Source organism: Vibrio tarriae (assembly GCF_002216685.1).
Lineage (GTDB): Bacteria > Pseudomonadota > Gammaproteobacteria > Enterobacterales > Vibrionaceae > Vibrio > Vibrio tarriae.
Genome location: NZ_CP022352.1, coordinates 793,262 through 810,388, shown reverse-complemented (window position 1 = coordinate 810,388; position 17,127 = coordinate 793,262). Strand labels below are relative to the sequence as shown.

General features: G+C 45.9%; 11 protein-coding genes and 1 riboswitch. Of the genes, 5 read left to right on the top strand and 6 right to left on the bottom strand.

All coding sequences use genetic code 11. The features are described 5' to 3' along the window. Positions 1–31 precede the first annotated feature (31 nt). Both vctP and CEQ48_RS04125 read right to left on the bottom strand, forming a co-directional pair. Positions 32–943, bottom strand: coding sequence for a siderophore ABC transporter substrate-binding protein (gene vctP, locus CEQ48_RS04130; RefSeq protein ID WP_198301084.1), 912 nt, complete (start codon positions 941–943; stop codon positions 32–34). Positions 944–1,348: 405 nt separating this feature from the next. Further along, entirely contained in the window at positions 1,349–2,107 is a 759-nt protein-coding gene (locus tag CEQ48_RS04125; protein ID WP_000336884.1) for a class II glutamine amidotransferase, read from the bottom strand. Positions 2,108–2,786: 679 nt separating this feature from the next. Between CEQ48_RS04125 and CEQ48_RS04120 the strand changes: the two genes are divergently transcribed. Both CEQ48_RS04120 and prtV read left to right on the top strand, forming a co-directional pair. Beyond that, complete coding sequence (locus CEQ48_RS04120; protein WP_198301083.1) at positions 2,787–3,059, top strand: hypothetical protein; 273 nt, start codon at positions 2,787–2,789, stop codon at positions 3,057–3,059. 84 nt (positions 3,060–3,143) lie between these two features. Then, positions 3,144–5,900: a M6 family metalloprotease PrtV gene (gene prtV / locus CEQ48_RS04115; RefSeq protein WP_089070340.1), complete on the top strand. Its 2,757-nt coding sequence runs from the start codon at positions 3,144–3,146 to the stop codon at positions 5,898–5,900. A gap of 145 nt (positions 5,901–6,045) precedes the next feature. Here prtV and CEQ48_RS04110 read toward each other — a convergent pair whose 3' ends face one another. Together CEQ48_RS04110 and hlyA are read right to left on the bottom strand one after the other, a co-directional pair. Further along, positions 6,046–7,692, bottom strand: a complete 1,647-nt coding sequence (locus CEQ48_RS04110) for a methyl-accepting chemotaxis protein (RefSeq protein WP_089070339.1) — start codon at positions 7,690–7,692, stop codon at positions 6,046–6,048. A 283-nt stretch (positions 7,693–7,975) separates the two neighbouring features. Next, positions 7,976–10,201 (bottom strand): cytolysin VCC, encoded by a 2,226-nt coding sequence (gene hlyA / locus CEQ48_RS04105; protein ID WP_089070338.1) that lies wholly within the window; start codon positions 10,199–10,201, stop codon positions 7,976–7,978. Positions 10,202–10,922: 721 nt separating this feature from the next. Here hlyA and CEQ48_RS04100 point away from each other — a divergent pair. Then, a complete protein-coding gene (locus CEQ48_RS04100) occupies positions 10,923–12,179 on the top strand; it encodes an SGNH/GDSL hydrolase family protein (RefSeq protein WP_089070337.1) in 1,257 nt (418 codons plus the stop codon). Positions 12,180–12,281: 102 nt separating this feature from the next. Here the strand turns inward: CEQ48_RS04100 and CEQ48_RS04095 are convergent, their stop codons facing one another. Beyond that, on the bottom strand, positions 12,282–12,548 hold the full coding sequence (locus CEQ48_RS04095; RefSeq protein WP_089070336.1) for a hypothetical protein: 267 nt from the start codon (positions 12,546–12,548) through the stop codon (positions 12,282–12,284). A gap of 252 nt (positions 12,549–12,800) precedes the next feature. Between CEQ48_RS04095 and emrD the strand changes: the two genes are divergently transcribed. Then, on the top strand, positions 12,801–14,006 hold the full coding sequence (gene emrD / locus CEQ48_RS04090; RefSeq protein ID WP_181710608.1) for a multidrug efflux MFS transporter EmrD: 1,206 nt from the start codon (positions 12,801–12,803) through the stop codon (positions 14,004–14,006). 152 nt (positions 14,007–14,158) lie between these two features. Then, positions 14,159–14,331: riboswitch (Lysine riboswitch) on the top strand. A gap of 78 nt (positions 14,332–14,409) precedes the next feature. Beyond that, positions 14,410–15,990: a Na+/H+ antiporter NhaC family protein gene (locus tag CEQ48_RS04085; RefSeq protein WP_181713473.1), complete on the top strand. Its 1,581-nt coding sequence runs from the start codon at positions 14,410–14,412 to the stop codon at positions 15,988–15,990. A gap of 77 nt (positions 15,991–16,067) precedes the next feature. Here the strand turns inward: CEQ48_RS04085 and CEQ48_RS04080 are convergent, their stop codons facing one another. Then, positions 16,068–17,042, bottom strand: a complete 975-nt coding sequence (locus CEQ48_RS04080; protein WP_089070333.1) for an ABC transporter substrate-binding protein — start codon at positions 17,040–17,042, stop codon at positions 16,068–16,070. Positions 17,043–17,127 lie beyond the last annotated feature (85 nt).

Sequence of the window (17,127 nt, the reverse complement as noted above, 5' to 3'; positions counted from 1 at the left end):
AAGAGGAGAGTTCCCCCTCCTCCGTGCTTATCTACTGCATACCAACTGACGCTTTCATGTCGGCAACCATCTGCTCTGTCGCTTTCACGCCAGAGATAGCGATGTACCAAGCATTCACATCGAGATAAGCAATATGGCCGTTTTTGTAAGCTGTGGTGGCTTTAACCAGATCATTTTCAAAGGTTTGACGAATATTGGTTTCACCTTTAGTAACCACTTTATCTCGGTCAACCACCAGCAAGGTTTTCGGGTTGTGTTCACGGATGTACTCAAATGAGATCAGATCACCATGGCTGCTCTCTTTGCTGACTGGCACGGTTTCACTAAATCCAAAATCTTTGTACACCGAAGAGAAGCGTGAATTGGCACCAAAAGTCGTCAGGTTGCCGCCAGAGCTCATGACCAACATCACATCACTTTTATGTTGTTGGTTGTATTGCATGATGGATTTAAATTGCGCGTCAACTTGCTCAATTTTGGCCTCGACCGCAGGTTCAATCGCAAACACTTTGCCTAGATTACGCCACTGCTGTTGAGTGCTTTCCCAATAACCTTGGTCAGCTTCAGCAGCAAAAACGATGGTCGGTGCAATTTTTGATAGCTCGTCGTAGCTTTTCGATGCACGCGGCCCAATCACAATCAGATCCGGTTTTTGGGTATAAATCGTTTCAAAATCTGGCTCAAACAACGAACCTGCACTTGGATACTTATCACTCTTGTATTTGGCAAGATAGTCAGGAGTACCATCAAATTTGGAAACAGCAACTGGCTCAATACCGAAACTGTCGATAGCGTCCAGAGCACCCACACCAATAACCACTACACGTTGCGGTTTCTGCTCAAGGGTGGTTTTACCCAAGCGATGTTCAATCGTTACTGTCTCTGCTTGTGCAGCAAACGCAGCCAATAATCCTAATGCAGCCCAATGAATACGAGATTTCATATGTTCCTTCCGAAGGTGGTTGAGATAAGCAAGCGGAATCATTTTGATACTTATTCTCATTAAGAGAGTGCGTACTATAATCAAAACCAACTTGGCAATGCAACTGTGTGAGGGAAGATATCGTTGAACAATTTAGAAATGCACAAACCCTCGCCAATTCTTATCAATAGCAAGGGTCTACAAGATTCATTTAATGAATTTGATTTATACCCAAACCACTTGGAGTTGCAGGTAGGTGGCAAGTGAGTGACAAATTTGTCTGGAACAAATTTGCACAGCCATCGGCTGGCCTTTGGTGAGAGCCAAGGATGGCTCTCATAATCCCCATGAGCATAGATAGACTATGTGATTGGGGAGAACGAATGTAGCCAACACCGCTGCAGCTTCAAGTAGGAAGGGTATAGCTTAAATAAGGTATGACTGACACTCTGCCCCAAGCACATGCGTAATGGTTTGCGGCTCTACCAATAACCAATTAGGACAAGCATCCAAGGGTTCGGAAGCTAAGATGATTCCATCTTGCCAAGGTTTGCGGTAAACCGTCGGCGGTTGACCATCGGTACTGTAACGAACCAGCCAAAACTGTTGACCATCAGAGAGACAAATAGAGGCTTTAAACGGTAACACGACGCTTTTTACGACCATCAAGGCTTCTATTTCCGCAATGGTTTGGCGAATGGATGCCACCGGATCTCGCTCTAAACCATTTTTGAGCATCAACAAGAAAATCAATTCGCTGTCTGTCGTACCGATGCGCCGAATGTATAAATGCTCAGGCAGTGAGCGCTCCAGCTCATATTTCACTGCGCAATAGTCACCAATTTGGCCGTTATGCAGAAACATCCAGTGGTTATACATGAAGGGATGACAGTTTGAACGCGATACTTGCGTGCCCGTCGATGAACGAACGTGAGCCATAAAGCGATGTGAGCGAATATGGTGAGCCAATGAGCGTAGATTCTCATCTCCCCAAGCCGGTAACACTTCGTGGAAGCGTCCCGGCGTGCTGCGCTCTGTGTACCAACCTAGGCCAAATCCATCCGCGTTGACTCGTGTTACCGCTTTACGCGCTTCCAGACTTTGGTGAACTAACGAATGCTCTGGTTGATAAACCAACTGCTCTAAATAGATGGGGCTCCCTTGATAAGCCAGCCAGCGACACATAACCACGCCCTGTAAAAAAGTATTTCTGATTTCAATAAAGCATGTTTAGTTACAGGGTGCAATACGGGGTGAAAAATATAACTGAATTCTAGCCAACGCTTGCAGTATAAGGCTTCAATCCGCTCTCGATTCGTTGCCCAACCCCCTCTTTGTAACAGATTAACACCGAGCTTTTTCAGTTAAATCGAATATTGCCCATACCGAAACTATCCCCAAGCCACTTGTAGTTGCAGGTGGGCGGTAAGTGAGTTCATCCCTATGAGCATAGACAAACTATATGATTGGGGTGAACGAAGCCAACACCACCGCAGATTCAAATAGAAAGGAAATAAATGAAGCAAGATCAAATTATTTCCCTTTGTTTATTCGTCAATAAATTAATGGCATTTTACATATATTCATAGAACGCTCATTTCTCGCAGATTTCCTCTTGAAAAACAATTACACCATTTACAAGACCAAACTAACAATTACGATATTTTATATCGACATAGATATTATTTATTAATGCTAATCATGTGAATATTTAATTGTCATATTTGTAATTTAACCGATTGGTAATTTGTTCACTGAGTTTGTTGTAAATGTGATGTCATGCCAAACAATGAATAATTCAGACTTGCTATGAATTATCGCCAGCCATAAATTGTTACAAATACTTTACATATGGATGTGTACTATGCGCACCCTATTTGGATTATGGGTAATCTGCTATTCCACCTTATTATTTGCTAATGCCCAGCCTAATGATGAAAAGCTAATTAATGCCTTGATTGAACAAGGCATTATCTGCGAAGGGCTTTCTTATGAGCAGCAACAAAAAGCATTATCCCTCTACTTACAGCAAAGGTTTAATAATAAGAATAACGATATCAAAGCTGATAGCGAATCCTCTTCTTTAGGTGAAAACCCTGAATTAAAGCCACGCTGTATTAATCCAAAATCGCCATAACCATCACCCAATCTGGTTAACCGAAGATTGTTATTTTCGGCTGGCCTTTTCACACCTTAAATAAGGAAATATTAAGGAAATAAAATGAAAACGATCAAAAAAACGCTATTAGCTGCCGCCGTAGCCAGTTTTTTCAGCAGTGGATTATATGCTCAAACACCCATTGATTTAGGCGTGGTGAATGAGGATAAATTAATTGAAATGTTAGTCCGCACCGGACAAATTCCTGCCGATGCCTCTGACGTTGATAAACGTATTGCGCTAGAACGTTATCTGGAGGAGAAAATTCGCTCCGGCTTCAAAGGTGATGCGCAATTTGGTAAGAAAGCGCTCGAGCAGCGTGCGAAAATTCTTAAAGTGATCGATAAGCAAAAAGGCCCGCACAAGGCGCGTGTTTTTGCTTTAGATGTTGGTCAAAAGCGCACGGACAAAGTGCTCGCGCTATTGATCGATTTCCCGGATCTTCCTTGGGATGATAACCGCTTGACTAAAGAGCATACTGAGATGCTCTACGATCGTTATGAGCCTTCTCACTACCAAGATTTGCTGTTCTCGGACAAAGGCTATACCGGTCCAAACGGTGAAAACTTTATCTCAATGCGTCAATATTACGAGAGTGAATCTGGCAACAGCTACAGTGTCTCCGGTCAAGCAGCAGGATGGTATCGTGCCTCAAAAAATGCGGCTTATTACGGTGGCAACTCTCCCGGTACCAATAATGATATGAATGCTCGGGAGCTGGTTCGCGAAGCACTGGATCAACTTGCGCGCGACCCAAACATTAACCTTGCCGATTACGATATCGAAGATCGCTATGACTACAACGGTAACGGTAATTTCCGTGAGCCAGATGGCGTGATAGACCACTTGATGATTTTCCATGCCTCTGTTGGTGAAGAAGCGGGTGGTGGTGTGTTGGGCGCGGATGCGATTTGGTCACACCGCTTTAACCTCGGCCGCTATCATGTTCTTGAAGGCACGAAAAGCAACGTTCCAGGACGCTTCAATGGCCAATTCGCTGCCTTTGATTACACCATTCAACCGATTGATGCGGCCGCCGGCGTGTGTGCCCACGAATATGGTCACGATTTAGGTCTGCCCGATGAATATGACACCCAGTACACAGGTACGGGAGAGCCCGTCTCTTATTGGTCAATCATGTCATCTGGCAGTTGGGCGGGCAAAATTGGCGGTACACAGCCCACCGCTTTCAGTTCATGGGCTAAGCAGTTCTTACAAAACTCGATTGGCGGACGCTGGATTAACCATGAGCAGCTTTCGATTAATGAGTTAGAAGCCAAACCGCGCGTGGTTACGCTGTTCCAAACCACAGATAACTCACGCCCGAACATGGTGAAAGTGACTCTGCCGATGAAACGGGTTGATGGCATTAAACCTGCTGAAGGCGAGTTCTCCTTCTACTCGAACCGTGGCGATGATCTGAAAAACCGCATGAGCCGTCCATTGACGATCCCAGCAGGTAGCCAAGCCACGTTGCGCTTTAAAGCGTGGTTCCAGATTGAAAAAGATTACGACTACGCGCGTGTGCTGATTAACGGTAAACCGATTGCCGGTAATATCACGACGATGGATGATCCGTTTAAATCAGGTTTAGTGCCTGCGATCTCAGGCCAATCTGATGGCTGGGTAGATGCGCAATTTGATCTCTCGGCTTGGACAGGCCAAACCGTTGAGCTGGCATTTGATTATTTGACGGATGGCGGTCTGGCCATGGAAGGTCTGTATGTCGATGACTTACGCCTTGAGGTGGATGGTAATCAGAGCTTGATCGATAACGCAGAAGGCACATCCAGCTTTGCGTTCCAAGGTTTCACCAAAAATGGTGGCTTCCACGAAGCCAATCACTATTACTTGCTGCAATGGCGAAGCCACAATGACGTAGACCAAGGCTTAGCCAATTTGAAACGCTTCGGGCAACTGATGTCATTCGAACCGGGCTTGCTGGTGTGGTATGTGGACGAATCTTACGCGGATAACTGGGTTGGCAAACATCCGGGTGAAGGCTGGCTAGGCGTTGTCGATGCCGACCAAAATGCCTTGATCTGGTCAAAAACAGGGGAAGTGGCACAAACGCGTTTCCAAGTGCGTGATGCAACCTTCTCACTCTTTGATCAAGCGCCGCTCAAACTGGTCACGGCTGATGGCAATACGCTGGAAGATATGAACTTAACCGCGAATGCCTCGTTCTCGGACGATCAAGATTACAGCTCGCCTCAAGCTCCAGATTCTGGCCGCAAAGTAATGCCATTTGGTTTGAAGATCGACCTGCTCTCACAAAGTAAAGAGAATGAGTACGGTGTTGTTCGCTTGTCGAAAGTCACCACGGAAAATATCGCGCCTGTGGCTCGCTTTGAACTGAAAGTCGAGGGGCTCTCTGTGACGTCACAAAACACCAGTAGTGATAGCGATGGCAATATCGTCAGCTATTTGTGGGATTTTGGTAACGGTAAAACCAGTACCGAAGCCGCTCCAACTTGGTCTTATACCAAAGCGGGCAGTTACTCGGTCACTTTGACGGTGACGGATGACAAAGGCGATAGCGATACTCATCAGCAAACCATTAAAGTGGACACACCGAATGCGTTACCACAAGCCAGTGCCAACTATATCCATTTAGGTCGCTGGGTCACCATGTGGTCAACCAGCACCGACAGTGATGGCCGTATTGTTGACACCGAATGGACACTGCCGAATGGTAAAATCAAGCGTGGTCGCATGTTTACTGCGATTTTCCCAAGCTATGGTCACCATGATGTGCGGCTCAAAGTGATGGATGACCGCGGCGCAGTCACTACCACAACCGTCAAAGTCAAACTGTAATTCTTTCTTCTTCCGTGGATTTGGGCACCTTCGGGTGCCCCTTTTTTGACATAACAGAGAAATTAACAGCCATATTTATGAACACAAAAAACAACCCCAACGCTGGTTGGGGCTGGGAAAAATGAGGTTAGCTCAGTAAATCAACTTACAGCTCAAAACTGCCCACCAATTTATCCAACTGTGAAGACAAACGTTGCAAGTTGGCACTGGCTCGACTTAACTCATCCGCGACATGCGAGGTTTCTGTCGTCAGTTGGTTAATGTCTTCAACGTTACGGTTAATGTCTTCCACCACGGTTGATTGTTCTTCAGTTGCTGTCGCAACTTGAATGTTCTGATCATTAATCTGGTCAATTTGGCTGTTGATCTCGGAGAGAGATTGGTTCGCTTTCGCGGAGAATTCGACCACTGCATCACTTTGTGAGCGACCTTTTTCCATTGCTTCCACTGCGCGAGTTGACTCGGTTTGGAGGCGATTAATCACTTGCTGGATCTCTTCCGTTGATGCCGCCGAACGACTTGCCAGTGTACGAACTTCATCCGCGACCACCGCAAAACCACGACCTTGCTCACCCGCTCGCGCCGCTTCAATCGCAGCGTTAAGTGCCAATAGGTTAGTCTGTTCAGAAATGCTGCGAATGGTATCGAGTGTTGAGCTAATACCGTTGATTTGGGTCGCCAATGACGCGACGACTTGAGTGGCATTATCAAGTTCATTCACCAGAGTTTGGATCCGATTTTGAACTTCACCCACCACTTTTTTCCCTTCACCAGAATGTAATGTCGCTTGCTTCGCGACATCGGCAGCCATAGCTGCATTGGAAGCAATTTCAGAAACTGTCGCACCTAGCTCATGAATAGCAGTCGCCACTTGCACCGTTCTGTCTCGCTGTGAAGCACAGTTAGACTGAGTCATGTGCGCGCGCTGCGACACACTAGAAGCCATCGTCGCCAGTTCTTTTGAGTTTTCTGCCACTTCTTCAATCGAATGATGTACTTTATCAATAAACGCATTGAAGCTGTTGCCGATGTCACACAGTTCATCGTTACCATCCAACTCCAATCGGGTACGCAGTGAAAGATTAGCCGCTGCAGAACTCATGCGATCTTTCAGGTAAGCCACTCGACTGCGTAAGTTAGTAATGATGATTAATGAAGTGATAAACGAAATCACCAACCCTGCCGCAATAATTACCATTTTTTTGGTGCGCCCTGCTTCAAAACTTTCCACACTGGCTAGGTTTTGCTGCTCCGCTTGCTGCAAAAGCGTATCAAGGATTTGATTAGCTTGTTTACGCATTTCACCATAGGTCGGAGCGTATTTATCGCGGTAAATATTTTGCGCAGTGGTCATATCGTTATTCGCAAAGGCTTGTAACATAGGTTCTAACTCTTCACGAACCATTTGTTCAAAGCGAGCTTGAAGTTTACGTGCCTGCTCTTTAAGTTCTGGGTTCACCTGAGAATCGACCGCGAGTTGCATTGCTTGGCGCATTTCTGGGATATCTTCGGTACGAGCCTCTTCGACTCGTTTTAACACCCCTTTCGCATCTTTGAGTGCTGTTTCTTGCAGCAACATCATATCAATCCCAACTCGCATCCGAGGAATACGCGACGTTGCCTCTGCCATTGCGCGCATCGGAGCTGCTGTGTTGGCATACAAGCTGTTGGATTGAGCTTGCATAGCTGACATAGTGTTTAAACTGGTGAAAGCCACAAACAGTAGCGCAATCACAGGGATCGCCACTGCGATTACTAGCATCCATTTCAGAGAAAATTTATTGATGATCATGTCTCGTACCTATCATTCAGAAGTCACAATGCTTGCCGACCTGTAAAGATTGTAGGGTCATCGACAAACATCAAAAGCGCGTGAATCGCGCCTTATATTGTTATTGCGTATTTTTACCCTAGTATGAAAGGGCAGGCTAATCATCAAAAGAAAATCAGCCCTTGAAGTAGTATGGCAAAATTATTCGGCTTCTGAATTGTTAAGTCGACAAATGTGTGAATAAAAAACATTAAATACATAAAATGCCCCGAAATTTCAGGGCATGCTTCCACTTTTAAGGTTCCTAGTTCAAATCAAATTGAACCCCTTTCACTAACCAATCATCAGCCCAGATTCTCAGTTGAGTGATCTTAGCAGCATCAGCTAACTCAAAACGATCTTCGTGAGCATTAGTGACATATGATTTCGAGCCTAACGTTTGTTGACGTCCATCTTGATAGGTAAATGTCAAAGCCACCAACTGCTGGCCTCCATATTGGAAATCGCCAGAGGTTGCTGTGATAGATTTCACGCCCGCAAGGTCCACCGAGCTCAAACTGCCCCCCTTACCACCAACCAATAAATCAGGGGCGGAACCTAACGCATCGATGGCGGCTCCTACTCGCACATATAATCTATGATCTTGTCCAACGCGCTGCTGGTTCATTTTTCCTTGCGTGTAACCCAAAATCGGAGAGCTTTCATGTGCATTGAACACATCTGTATAAGCAGTGATAGTACGTAAACTTACAGCATCGTTGCTGGCAGCATACAGGCCAAGCTCACCGGTTTGTTTGTCATGTCCAAGCGACTCGCCACTGTACACATTGCTCAGTTCATCAGTACCTTCGCGCCACTCCCAACGTTGAGTCAGGTTTTGGTTACAGGTTTGCAGCGCATCTAATGCAGCACCATCGAGACAAAGCTTGGTGTTACTCGCACTCACATAACGACCAAGCTGATCGTAGATGAGGGATTGTGTTGCTTGCTGGCTATCACACGTATTGGCAGTTAAGCGACCTTGAGAACCCACTTCAATACAGCGGTTGTTGAAGCTGGCAAGTTGTAGGTTCACAGGGCGACCGCCAGTGAACACTGGGTGATCCCAATCGACGGTAAAACTTGCCGATTTAGTGATTCGGCGACGTGGAGTCTCTTCAAAGCCATGGTAGGACTGATGAGCACCCACCACATAGTAGTGCTTATAAGCACCGTTATAGATTGGGCGGATATTGACTGAAGAATCGATCACAAAATCCGTGCTACCCGTTTCTTTCGGTGAGGCTTTATAAATCACATCCATTTTCGGCACAAAACTCGCGTAACTGAGTGGGCTGATACGATTCACATCAACTGGGTAGGTATTTACCCACAGCGCATCAGTCGAACGATTGAGTAGCGATTCTGCCGTGGCATATTGCTGGCGATTCCAAGTAAAGCTGACGTTTTGCGCATTTTTCGCGTTACGCTCAATACGGTAATCCTGCGTGTTGTAGGTTAGCCAACGGCTTTGCGTGTAACTGGCTTTCGCTTCAAGCTTCGCTTTCGGACCATTTTTATCCGCTTCTACCCCACCAGATACCCCCAACTCAAAGCCTGACACTTCTTTACGCTCAAAATTAGCGTTGACGTTACTGACAGGGAAGGTTTTTAAGATCTGCGCTTTGCTATTTGAGGTACTAAAGTCAAAACGATAATCTTGCGCAATTGCATCGGTTGACCATTCACGGAAATAGGCGTCTAAGGTGGTGTAACTGGCACCAAACTGGCGATAACCGAGTTGATCATTCAGATGAATCCCCGCGCCTGTGCTGTCGTCATCTAAGCTGATCCGTACAATTTTGGCATCCGGTGTGGCGGAGCCAACAATGCCGTATTGCAACGATCGTTCTAAGTTAACTCGATAAATCAATGAGATATTAGCATCTTTACAGAACGGTCGACTGCCTTTTTCGTTTTTCCACAACCAAGAGTTGTTGAAGGTACACTCTTCATCGCTGATCGCACGGTTAACACTGATGTAGAAAGCCACATGCGGCAAGGTATTCGTCTCGCTGTTTGCCGGTGCCGGGCTTGCAAAACCAGAGCGAGCTAATAAGCGAGCAGTTCGCGGCGCTTCGAGTAATTGAGGGTCAACTTCTTCTGCCTGATCAAAAGGTGTAAACAGCAGCTCCCCTTTATGTTCAGTGATGACAATAAATTGATTAGCAAAGCCTACCCCGTAAGCCTTTCTGAATTTGGCTTGCATCTCTGCTTGACCTTCAGCATCACTGATCTGACTGAAATCAACCAAAACGCGTTTTTGCTGGTTAATCACCAAATCGCGCAGCTCAGCTAAGCTCGGTAATGCGTTGTCTTCAGCTTGCCAATCAGCAGCATTGAAATATTTTATTACATGATTATCAGTGACTTGGCTAATAATACCCACCGCTTCGCCACTCGGTTCATTAATATTCGCCAACAGAGTTGGACTGGATATTGCACTTAATATCGTGAATATCGCGATTGTACTACGATTGAGTTTTGGCATATAAACCTCTCTGATCCTGCTATTTTTTTGTGTTATTACAAGATGAGATTTTCAAACAAAGTGACTTATACTCAAATTACTAAAATAACGAATAATACACCAAGCACTCATATTAATAGGTGCTAATAAGCCATCTATTATATTTTGAGTAAAATTGAGTAATATTACTGTATTTCCAAGTAATCAGAATATACCCATTTTGATTGTGTCTCATGGGTTACCCTCGTCATCCTTGAGTTTGCGTGTGGCTGTACCCGCGTATCCTTTCAGCAGAAATGCATTATATAACTTCTGCCACCACATACTTACTGAAATATCACTTATGTTTCTAAATGTAAAATACGGTAAATTTAAAAATTCACAGCAGATCACAGTTTTCACCCTCTAAAGACTTTTTATTTATTGGAAAATAATCTTTTACTAAAATAACAATCCATAATATTTATATTATTTAACGACTCTAATTTAAATTGAACTAAATTAGTCTGAATTAATTTACAGAAACCGATGCTAGATATTATTTTTAAATTTATTTCTGAACCTAAATTAAAAACCTCTCCGAAAAATCCCATTAGTGATTAAACAAGCAACTGTTGATCTTACTTCCAAGCTAAAGATGCCATTGGCGATTTTTCATTGACCCGATGAATGTCTCATTCACAATACAAACAGATCTGACCAGATCGCCAATCTGTTTATTCAACCAATAAGAAGACAAACTATGAAAACAAAGCTCTTCACCTTGATTGCTGGTCTAGCCAGCCTAACAGCCTCCGCCGCTACCGAACCGTGGGAAAATCTAGAGATACAACCACTTAGCCGAGCTCAAGTAGAACAAGTACAAGGTCAGCAAACCTATACCTATGTGCGTTGTTGGTATCGTCCTGCAGCCACCCATGATGACCCCTACACAACTTGGGAGTGGGCAAAGAATGCGGATGGTAGCTATTACACTATCGAGGGTTATTGGTGGTCGAGTGTTCGACAAAAAAACATGTTTTACACGACGACCCGGCCAGAGACCCTTTTAGAACGCTGCGAAGAGACGTTAGACATCAACCATGGTTATGCTGATATTACCTATTTCGCTGCCGATCATCGCTTTTCATACAACCACACTATTTGGAGTAATGATCCGCAAGTTCAGCCTAACCGAATCAGCAAAGTGATCGCGTTTGGCGATAGCCTTTCCGATACAGGCAACATTTTCAATGCTTCGCAGTGGCGCTTCCCCAACCCTGACTCATGGTTCCTAGGCCATTTTTCGAATGGATTCGTTTGGACCGAATACCTAGCACAAGGTTTGAATGTACCTCTGTATAACTGGGCCGTTGGTGGCGCAGCAGGGCGTAACCAGTATGTGGCATTAACAGGTGTTTACGAGCAGGTCAGTTCTTATCTCTCTTATATGCGATTGGCTAAAAACTATCAGCCTGAAAATAGCTTGTTTACCTTGGAGTTTGGCCTGAATGACTTTATGAACTACAACCGTTCATTGGCGGATGTCAAAGCCGATTACAGTTCAGCACTGATCCGTCTTATTGATGCGGGAGCAAAAAATCTTGTTCTGATCACCTTGCCGGACGCAACTCGCGCTCCGCAATTTCAATATACCACGCAAGAGCAAATTGATACGGTGCGCAGCAAAATCATCGGTATGAATGCCTTTATCCGCGAGCAAGCTCGCTACTACCAAATGCAAGGTATTCGGGTAGCGTTGTTTGATGCTTATGCACTGTTTGACAGCATCACGACTCAGCCGGAGAAACATGGGTTTGCCCACGCGAGTACGCCTTGCTTAGATATTCGACGAAGCTCTGCCGCCGATTACCTGCTTTCTCACTCGCTTTCTGCAGAGTGTGCTAAGCAAGGCTCAGATCGCTTTGTATTCTGGGAGGTCACTCATCCAACGACGGCAACCCATCACTATATTGCAGAACAGATTTTGGCTACCGAAATGGCACAATTTCCACTCTAGAATCCTGCGGACTCTTAAGGGTAGAGCAAAAACTCTATCCTTAATTCTTCAGTAAAATAAACACCAGCTTAGATGAGAGTGAACATTGCAACACACGGCCACTCATCGCTGATTTAACATCACAAATTGCAACAGTTGGGGCAACAAGCAACCAACACAGAACAACATGCTCTGCCATTGCGCTCGCTTTGTCGCCAGCAAGAGCGGAGACATAAAGAACAGCACCACCAACACTGGTAATAAGCTGATGTTACCAAGCCAGCCTAGCAATAGCGTCAGTATGATTAATCCAATCAATAACCCATAAGGGAGTTTTAATTTAAATCCAAGCAAGCTCATGAAAAGCAGCGGTACAGCAAGTGACATCATGTTTACAACATCTTTATGATATTAATTCTCATTTATCATAGTCTGACTTGAGTTTGGGTTCAAGGTACAATAAAACCAAAATAATCATTAGAAAAAATAATCCAAATCATAGATATTTATCGTGAACAAAACAGCAATAATCGTTTGCTAGATAAGGCTTACAGCAATAACATCTCGCGCCGAGAGCTAAGCTCTCTCAAGTTTTTTCATTAGATGATTTTAATAAGATATTGTTTTTATCTGGAGATAACGATGTCTGCCTCGCTTTCTGTTGCAAAACTGACCTTCTTTATCGCTATTCTGGCCGCTGTCGGCCAAGCGACACAAACTATGTATGTGCCTTCTATTGGTTACATGGCGCAAGAGTTTTTGGTTTCGCCGGCGGCGCTGCAAGCCGTGATGGCGTGCTACCTGATCCCATACGGTTTGTCGCAATTTGTCTACGGCACCCTTTCTGATCGTATTGGTCGCAAACCGATCATTATTGCTGGATTGGCAATCTACATTATCGGTTCTTTGATTGCGCTGTTCGCCCATCAGTATTCATGGTTTTTGGTCGGTAGCTTTGTACAAGGTCTTGGGATTGGCTGTGGTGGCGCGATGTCTCGTACGCTCTCTCGCGACTGTTTCGACGGGGCTGAGCTGCATAAAGTCAACAGCTTAATCAGTATGTGCCTGATTTTCTCACCTCTGGTTGCGCCGGTCTTAGGGGGCTACTTAACCGAAAGTTTTGGCTGGCGTTCAAGCTATTTGTTCTTGTCTCTATTTGCGATTGCCGTGGTGATTACCATGATGACCAGCATGGTGGAAACGCTACCTGCGGCTGCGCGTAAAAAAGAGCCCGTACTGCGCAGTTATCATTATGTGCTGTCAGATCGCCGCTTCCAAGGTTACTTAATCTGTCTTGTCGCAACCTTTGCAGGCTTAGCCGTGTTTGAAGCGGCAGCAGGAGTATTATTAGGCGGTGTATTGGGCCTACCTGCGACTACCGTAAGCTTATTGTTTGTGTTACCCATACCCGGTTATTTGGCGGGCGCTTGGCTCTCTAACGTGATTGCTCGCCACTGGCGTGAAAAAACCGCCATGCGCATCGGTTTGCTCGCCATCCTCACCGGTTCTCTGGTGATTATGTTGCCCGGTTTGCTTGGCCTGACAACCGCATGGTCCTTAATTGGCGGCGCAACGATTTACTTCTTAGGGGCTGGCATTTTATTCCCGGCCGCCACCACTGGTGCACTCTCTCCTTTCCCTTATCACGCAGGGACTGGCGGTGCGATTTTAGGTGGAATGCAAAACTTAGGGGCAGGTCTGGCTACGCTGTTCGCCGCCATGTTCCCAGCATCCGATCAACTACCACTCGGCATTATCATGCTTCTGATGTCGGTACTGGCGTTGTGGGGGCTCAAACGCGTTTACACCAAACAACCACCTTCAGATGAGATGCCTATTGCGATCTGATGAGAGAAAATTCTGACCCTTTAGCGAATATACCGGACGAGATCAATTTCACTGCAGAAATGGGGAAATTAAATCTTGTCGTCACCTGAAAAGGCAGTAATATACGTTGCGTGTCACAGTTTTTGAGCAAAGCTCTCCAACTGGCACAAGTTCCTTTAAGTAGAGGCGCGCTGTTCATGAGTCGCCAGTCGTAGGTTGACCCCGATGATGACTGGTTAAAGGGTACAGCGCCGAAGTGATCGTTGCGTCATCAACGTTCGCTGGGCCAGCATTGAACAAATGCCGGACTGCCATAGTGTGTTGTCTATGGAGCGCTACCTTGAAGGATAAGAAGTGTTATTTCGCTGAAATGTGTTTTTTATCCTGCTGGTAGATCTCCACCTGAAAAGGTGATGTGAGATCCATGAATTTAGCCCCTTATTCTGACTCGATTTACTCGGTCATCCCACCGCTACTCGCAGTGCTGCTCGCGATTACCACACGCCGAGTATTACTCTCTTTAGGCGCTGGCATTGCCGCTGGCGCTGTCATGCTTAACCATTTTTCACCTCTAAGCACACTACAGTACTTGTTTGGAAAGATCAGCGGCTTATTCTGGGCGGAAGGTGCAGCCAACAGCGATAACATCAATATGCTGCTGTTTATGCTGCTGCTGGGTGGTTTGATAAGCTTAATGACCGCCTCAGGCGCAACGCGTGCTTTCGCGGTGTGGGCAGAGCGCAAATGTAAAGATCGCCGCAGTGCAAAAGCTCTGACAGGGTTAATGGTATTTGCCTTTTTCATCGATGACTTTTTCCATAGCCTGTCTGTAGGCGCAATTTGCCGCCCGGTGACGGATCGCTTCCAAATCTCGCGCGCGAAACTCGCCTATTTGCTCGACTCTACAGCAGCCCCCGTGTGTGTGATTACGCCGATTTCCTCTTGGGGCGCTTACATTATCGCTCTCATTGGCGGCATTTTAGCAGCACACGAAATGACGGAAATCAGTGCGATTTCAGCATTTGTACAGATGATCCCGATGAACCTGTACGCAGTGTTTACCCTGCTTATGGTGCTCGCGGTGATTTTCCTGCCGATGGATATTGGCCCCATGCGCCAACACGAAGCGTGGGCTCGTGAAGGTAAATTGTGGGACGAAAGCAAAGGCCGCCCTGCGGGCTTAGATATGGAAGGCGGAGAAACCGCTCGCGGCACCATGATCGATATGGTGTTGCCCATCGCAGCACTGACCATCACCACCTTGATTTTCATGATCCAAACCGGTAACGCCGTCTTAGCCGCTAACGGTGAGGCTTTCTCTTTGATTGGCGCACTCGAAAATACCAATGTGGCGCAATCACTGGTTTATGCGGCGTTGTGTAGCTTGGCCGTCTCGATTGTCCTGTCACTGCGCTTAAAACTTTCGGTGCAAACATGGATCTCCACCGCACCAAAAGGTGTTATGGCGATGATGCCAGCGATCATCATTCTGCTATTTGCTTGGACGATAGGTGGTGTGGTGCGTGATCTGCAAACCGGCATTTATCTCGCGTCCCTGACTCAAGGCAATTTGCCAGTTGAACTGCTACCCGCGTTGGTGTTTGTTCTGTCTTGTTTAATGGCATTCGCTACTGGCACCAGTTGGGGCACCTTCGGCATTATGCTGCCACTCGCGGGTGATATTGCTGCTGCATCAGACATCAGCCTGATGCTACCAACCCTCTCTGCCGTATTAGCAGGCGCTGTGTTTGGCGATCACGCCTCACCAATTTCCAGCACCAGTATCTTGTCCGCCACTGGCGCGGGTAGTCATCATATTGACCATGTGGTGACTCAACTTCCTTACGCCATCAGCGCAGCAATGGGGGCATTACTAGGTTATTTGGCAATGGGCTTATTGCACTCTGTTTGGGCAGGTTTGGCAGCCAGCAGCGTATGGTTTGTACTGTTTTGCGCCTTTAATCTACGCCAAAAACGTTGGCAGCAAGAGCCAGTTGAAGCTTAAATTCTCTTTCACACCGCCCTTTATGGGCGGTGTTGTTTTCTATAACTCACCTTGGATTCATAGGCTAAGTACAGCGCTTATTCATCGATAGGTGTCCAATCTTTCGGCGGCGTTAAACCCCAGCGTGCAAACTCATCTGGCTGATAAAGGCCTCGCCCTTGACGGTTGATCTGGATCGGAATGTATTTGGCGGGTTCTTGTTTATCCAAAATACGCGTCGCCAGTTCCGCGGCCATTTTTCCTTGTTCTAATCCAAATAACACCACCCCACCCGCTGCTTTACCTTTGCCGATGGAGAAATCCCAAAAGCCAAACAACGGCAGTTGAGAATGTTGATTCGTCCAACTCAAAATGTTTTCTGGTGGAACATGTAGCCCATCAGTATTGACAAGAGTTTGATACAAACCAACCACAATAGCTCCAAAGCTTTCTTGATTGGCATACTCAACAGCATGCCTCCACTCTTGCTCACTCTTAATAGAGCGGATGTCCGCCTCTATCCCCAAGTTCTCCTTAATCAGCTTGTATTGATCTTGCATATAATCCAAGGCAATTTTTGAGGTATTACCTGAGTCAAACAACACCAAAACACGCCGTTTATCTTTCGGTAACAAACGGCCGATTTCAGCCATATTTTTGACAAATAAGGGTTGCTCTAAAATGCCCGTTACTTGCGCAATCCCCGAATATTCATCCAGCAACTCTCTAGGATTTGAGTTAATCCCTAGAAAAACAATCGAGATGGGCTCGTTATACAGTTTGGGCAGCAGATAATAGAGCGCGTTGTCATCACCCAAGACCACCAAGTCAGGTTTCAATCGCTGATAAGCTTGAAATGCACGATCGGCAGCCGCGCTGTATTCTCGAGCGGGAATCCGTTTCGTATCCATTTCAAAAAAGTGTAATTGATGTTGGGCGTTAATCCCCTCTTTCAATCCTTTTGTGTAGGCCGCATCCCAAGCATAACCTGAGTGATAACTTTGAATCACCAAAACATTGGCCGACCATGTTTGACCACTCAACAGCCACACTAAAACTATCCACCAACGCATAAGGCTTCCTCCTGATTTCTAGCAAGTTTAGTTGATCTTCATTCTTCTATACCTAAACCGCTTGGCGCTGCTTGTAGGAAGAAGG

What these genes read in the sequence shown, in the direction of transcription:
- vctP (WP_198301084.1), bottom strand. Translation starts at nt 943, where the DNA reads ATGAAATCTCGTATTCATTGGGCTGCATTAGGATTATTGGCTGCGTTT.
- CEQ48_RS04125 (WP_000336884.1), bottom strand. Translation starts at nt 2,107, where the DNA reads ATGTGTCGCTGGCTGGCTTATCAAGGGAGCCCCATCTATTTAGAGCAG.
- CEQ48_RS04120 (WP_198301083.1), top strand. Translation starts at nt 2,787, where the DNA reads ATGCGCACCCTATTTGGATTATGGGTAATCTGCTATTCCACCTTATTA.
- prtV (WP_089070340.1), top strand. Translation starts at nt 3,144, where the DNA reads ATGAAAACGATCAAAAAAACGCTATTAGCTGCCGCCGTAGCCAGTTTT.
- CEQ48_RS04110 (WP_089070339.1), bottom strand. Translation starts at nt 7,692, where the DNA reads ATGATCATCAATAAATTTTCTCTGAAATGGATGCTAGTAATCGCAGTG.
- hlyA (WP_089070338.1), bottom strand. Translation starts at nt 10,201, where the DNA reads ATGCCAAAACTCAATCGTAGTACAATCGCGATATTCACGATATTAAGT.
- CEQ48_RS04100 (WP_089070337.1), top strand. Translation starts at nt 10,923, where the DNA reads ATGAAAACAAAGCTCTTCACCTTGATTGCTGGTCTAGCCAGCCTAACA.
- CEQ48_RS04095 (WP_089070336.1), bottom strand. Translation starts at nt 12,548, where the DNA reads ATGATGTCACTTGCTGTACCGCTGCTTTTCATGAGCTTGCTTGGATTT.
- emrD (WP_181710608.1), top strand. Translation starts at nt 12,801, where the DNA reads ATGTCTGCCTCGCTTTCTGTTGCAAAACTGACCTTCTTTATCGCTATT.
- CEQ48_RS04085 (WP_181713473.1), top strand. Translation starts at nt 14,410, where the DNA reads ATGAATTTAGCCCCTTATTCTGACTCGATTTACTCGGTCATCCCACCG.
- CEQ48_RS04080 (WP_089070333.1), bottom strand. Translation starts at nt 17,042, where the DNA reads ATGCGTTGGTGGATAGTTTTAGTGTGGCTGTTGAGTGGTCAAACATGG.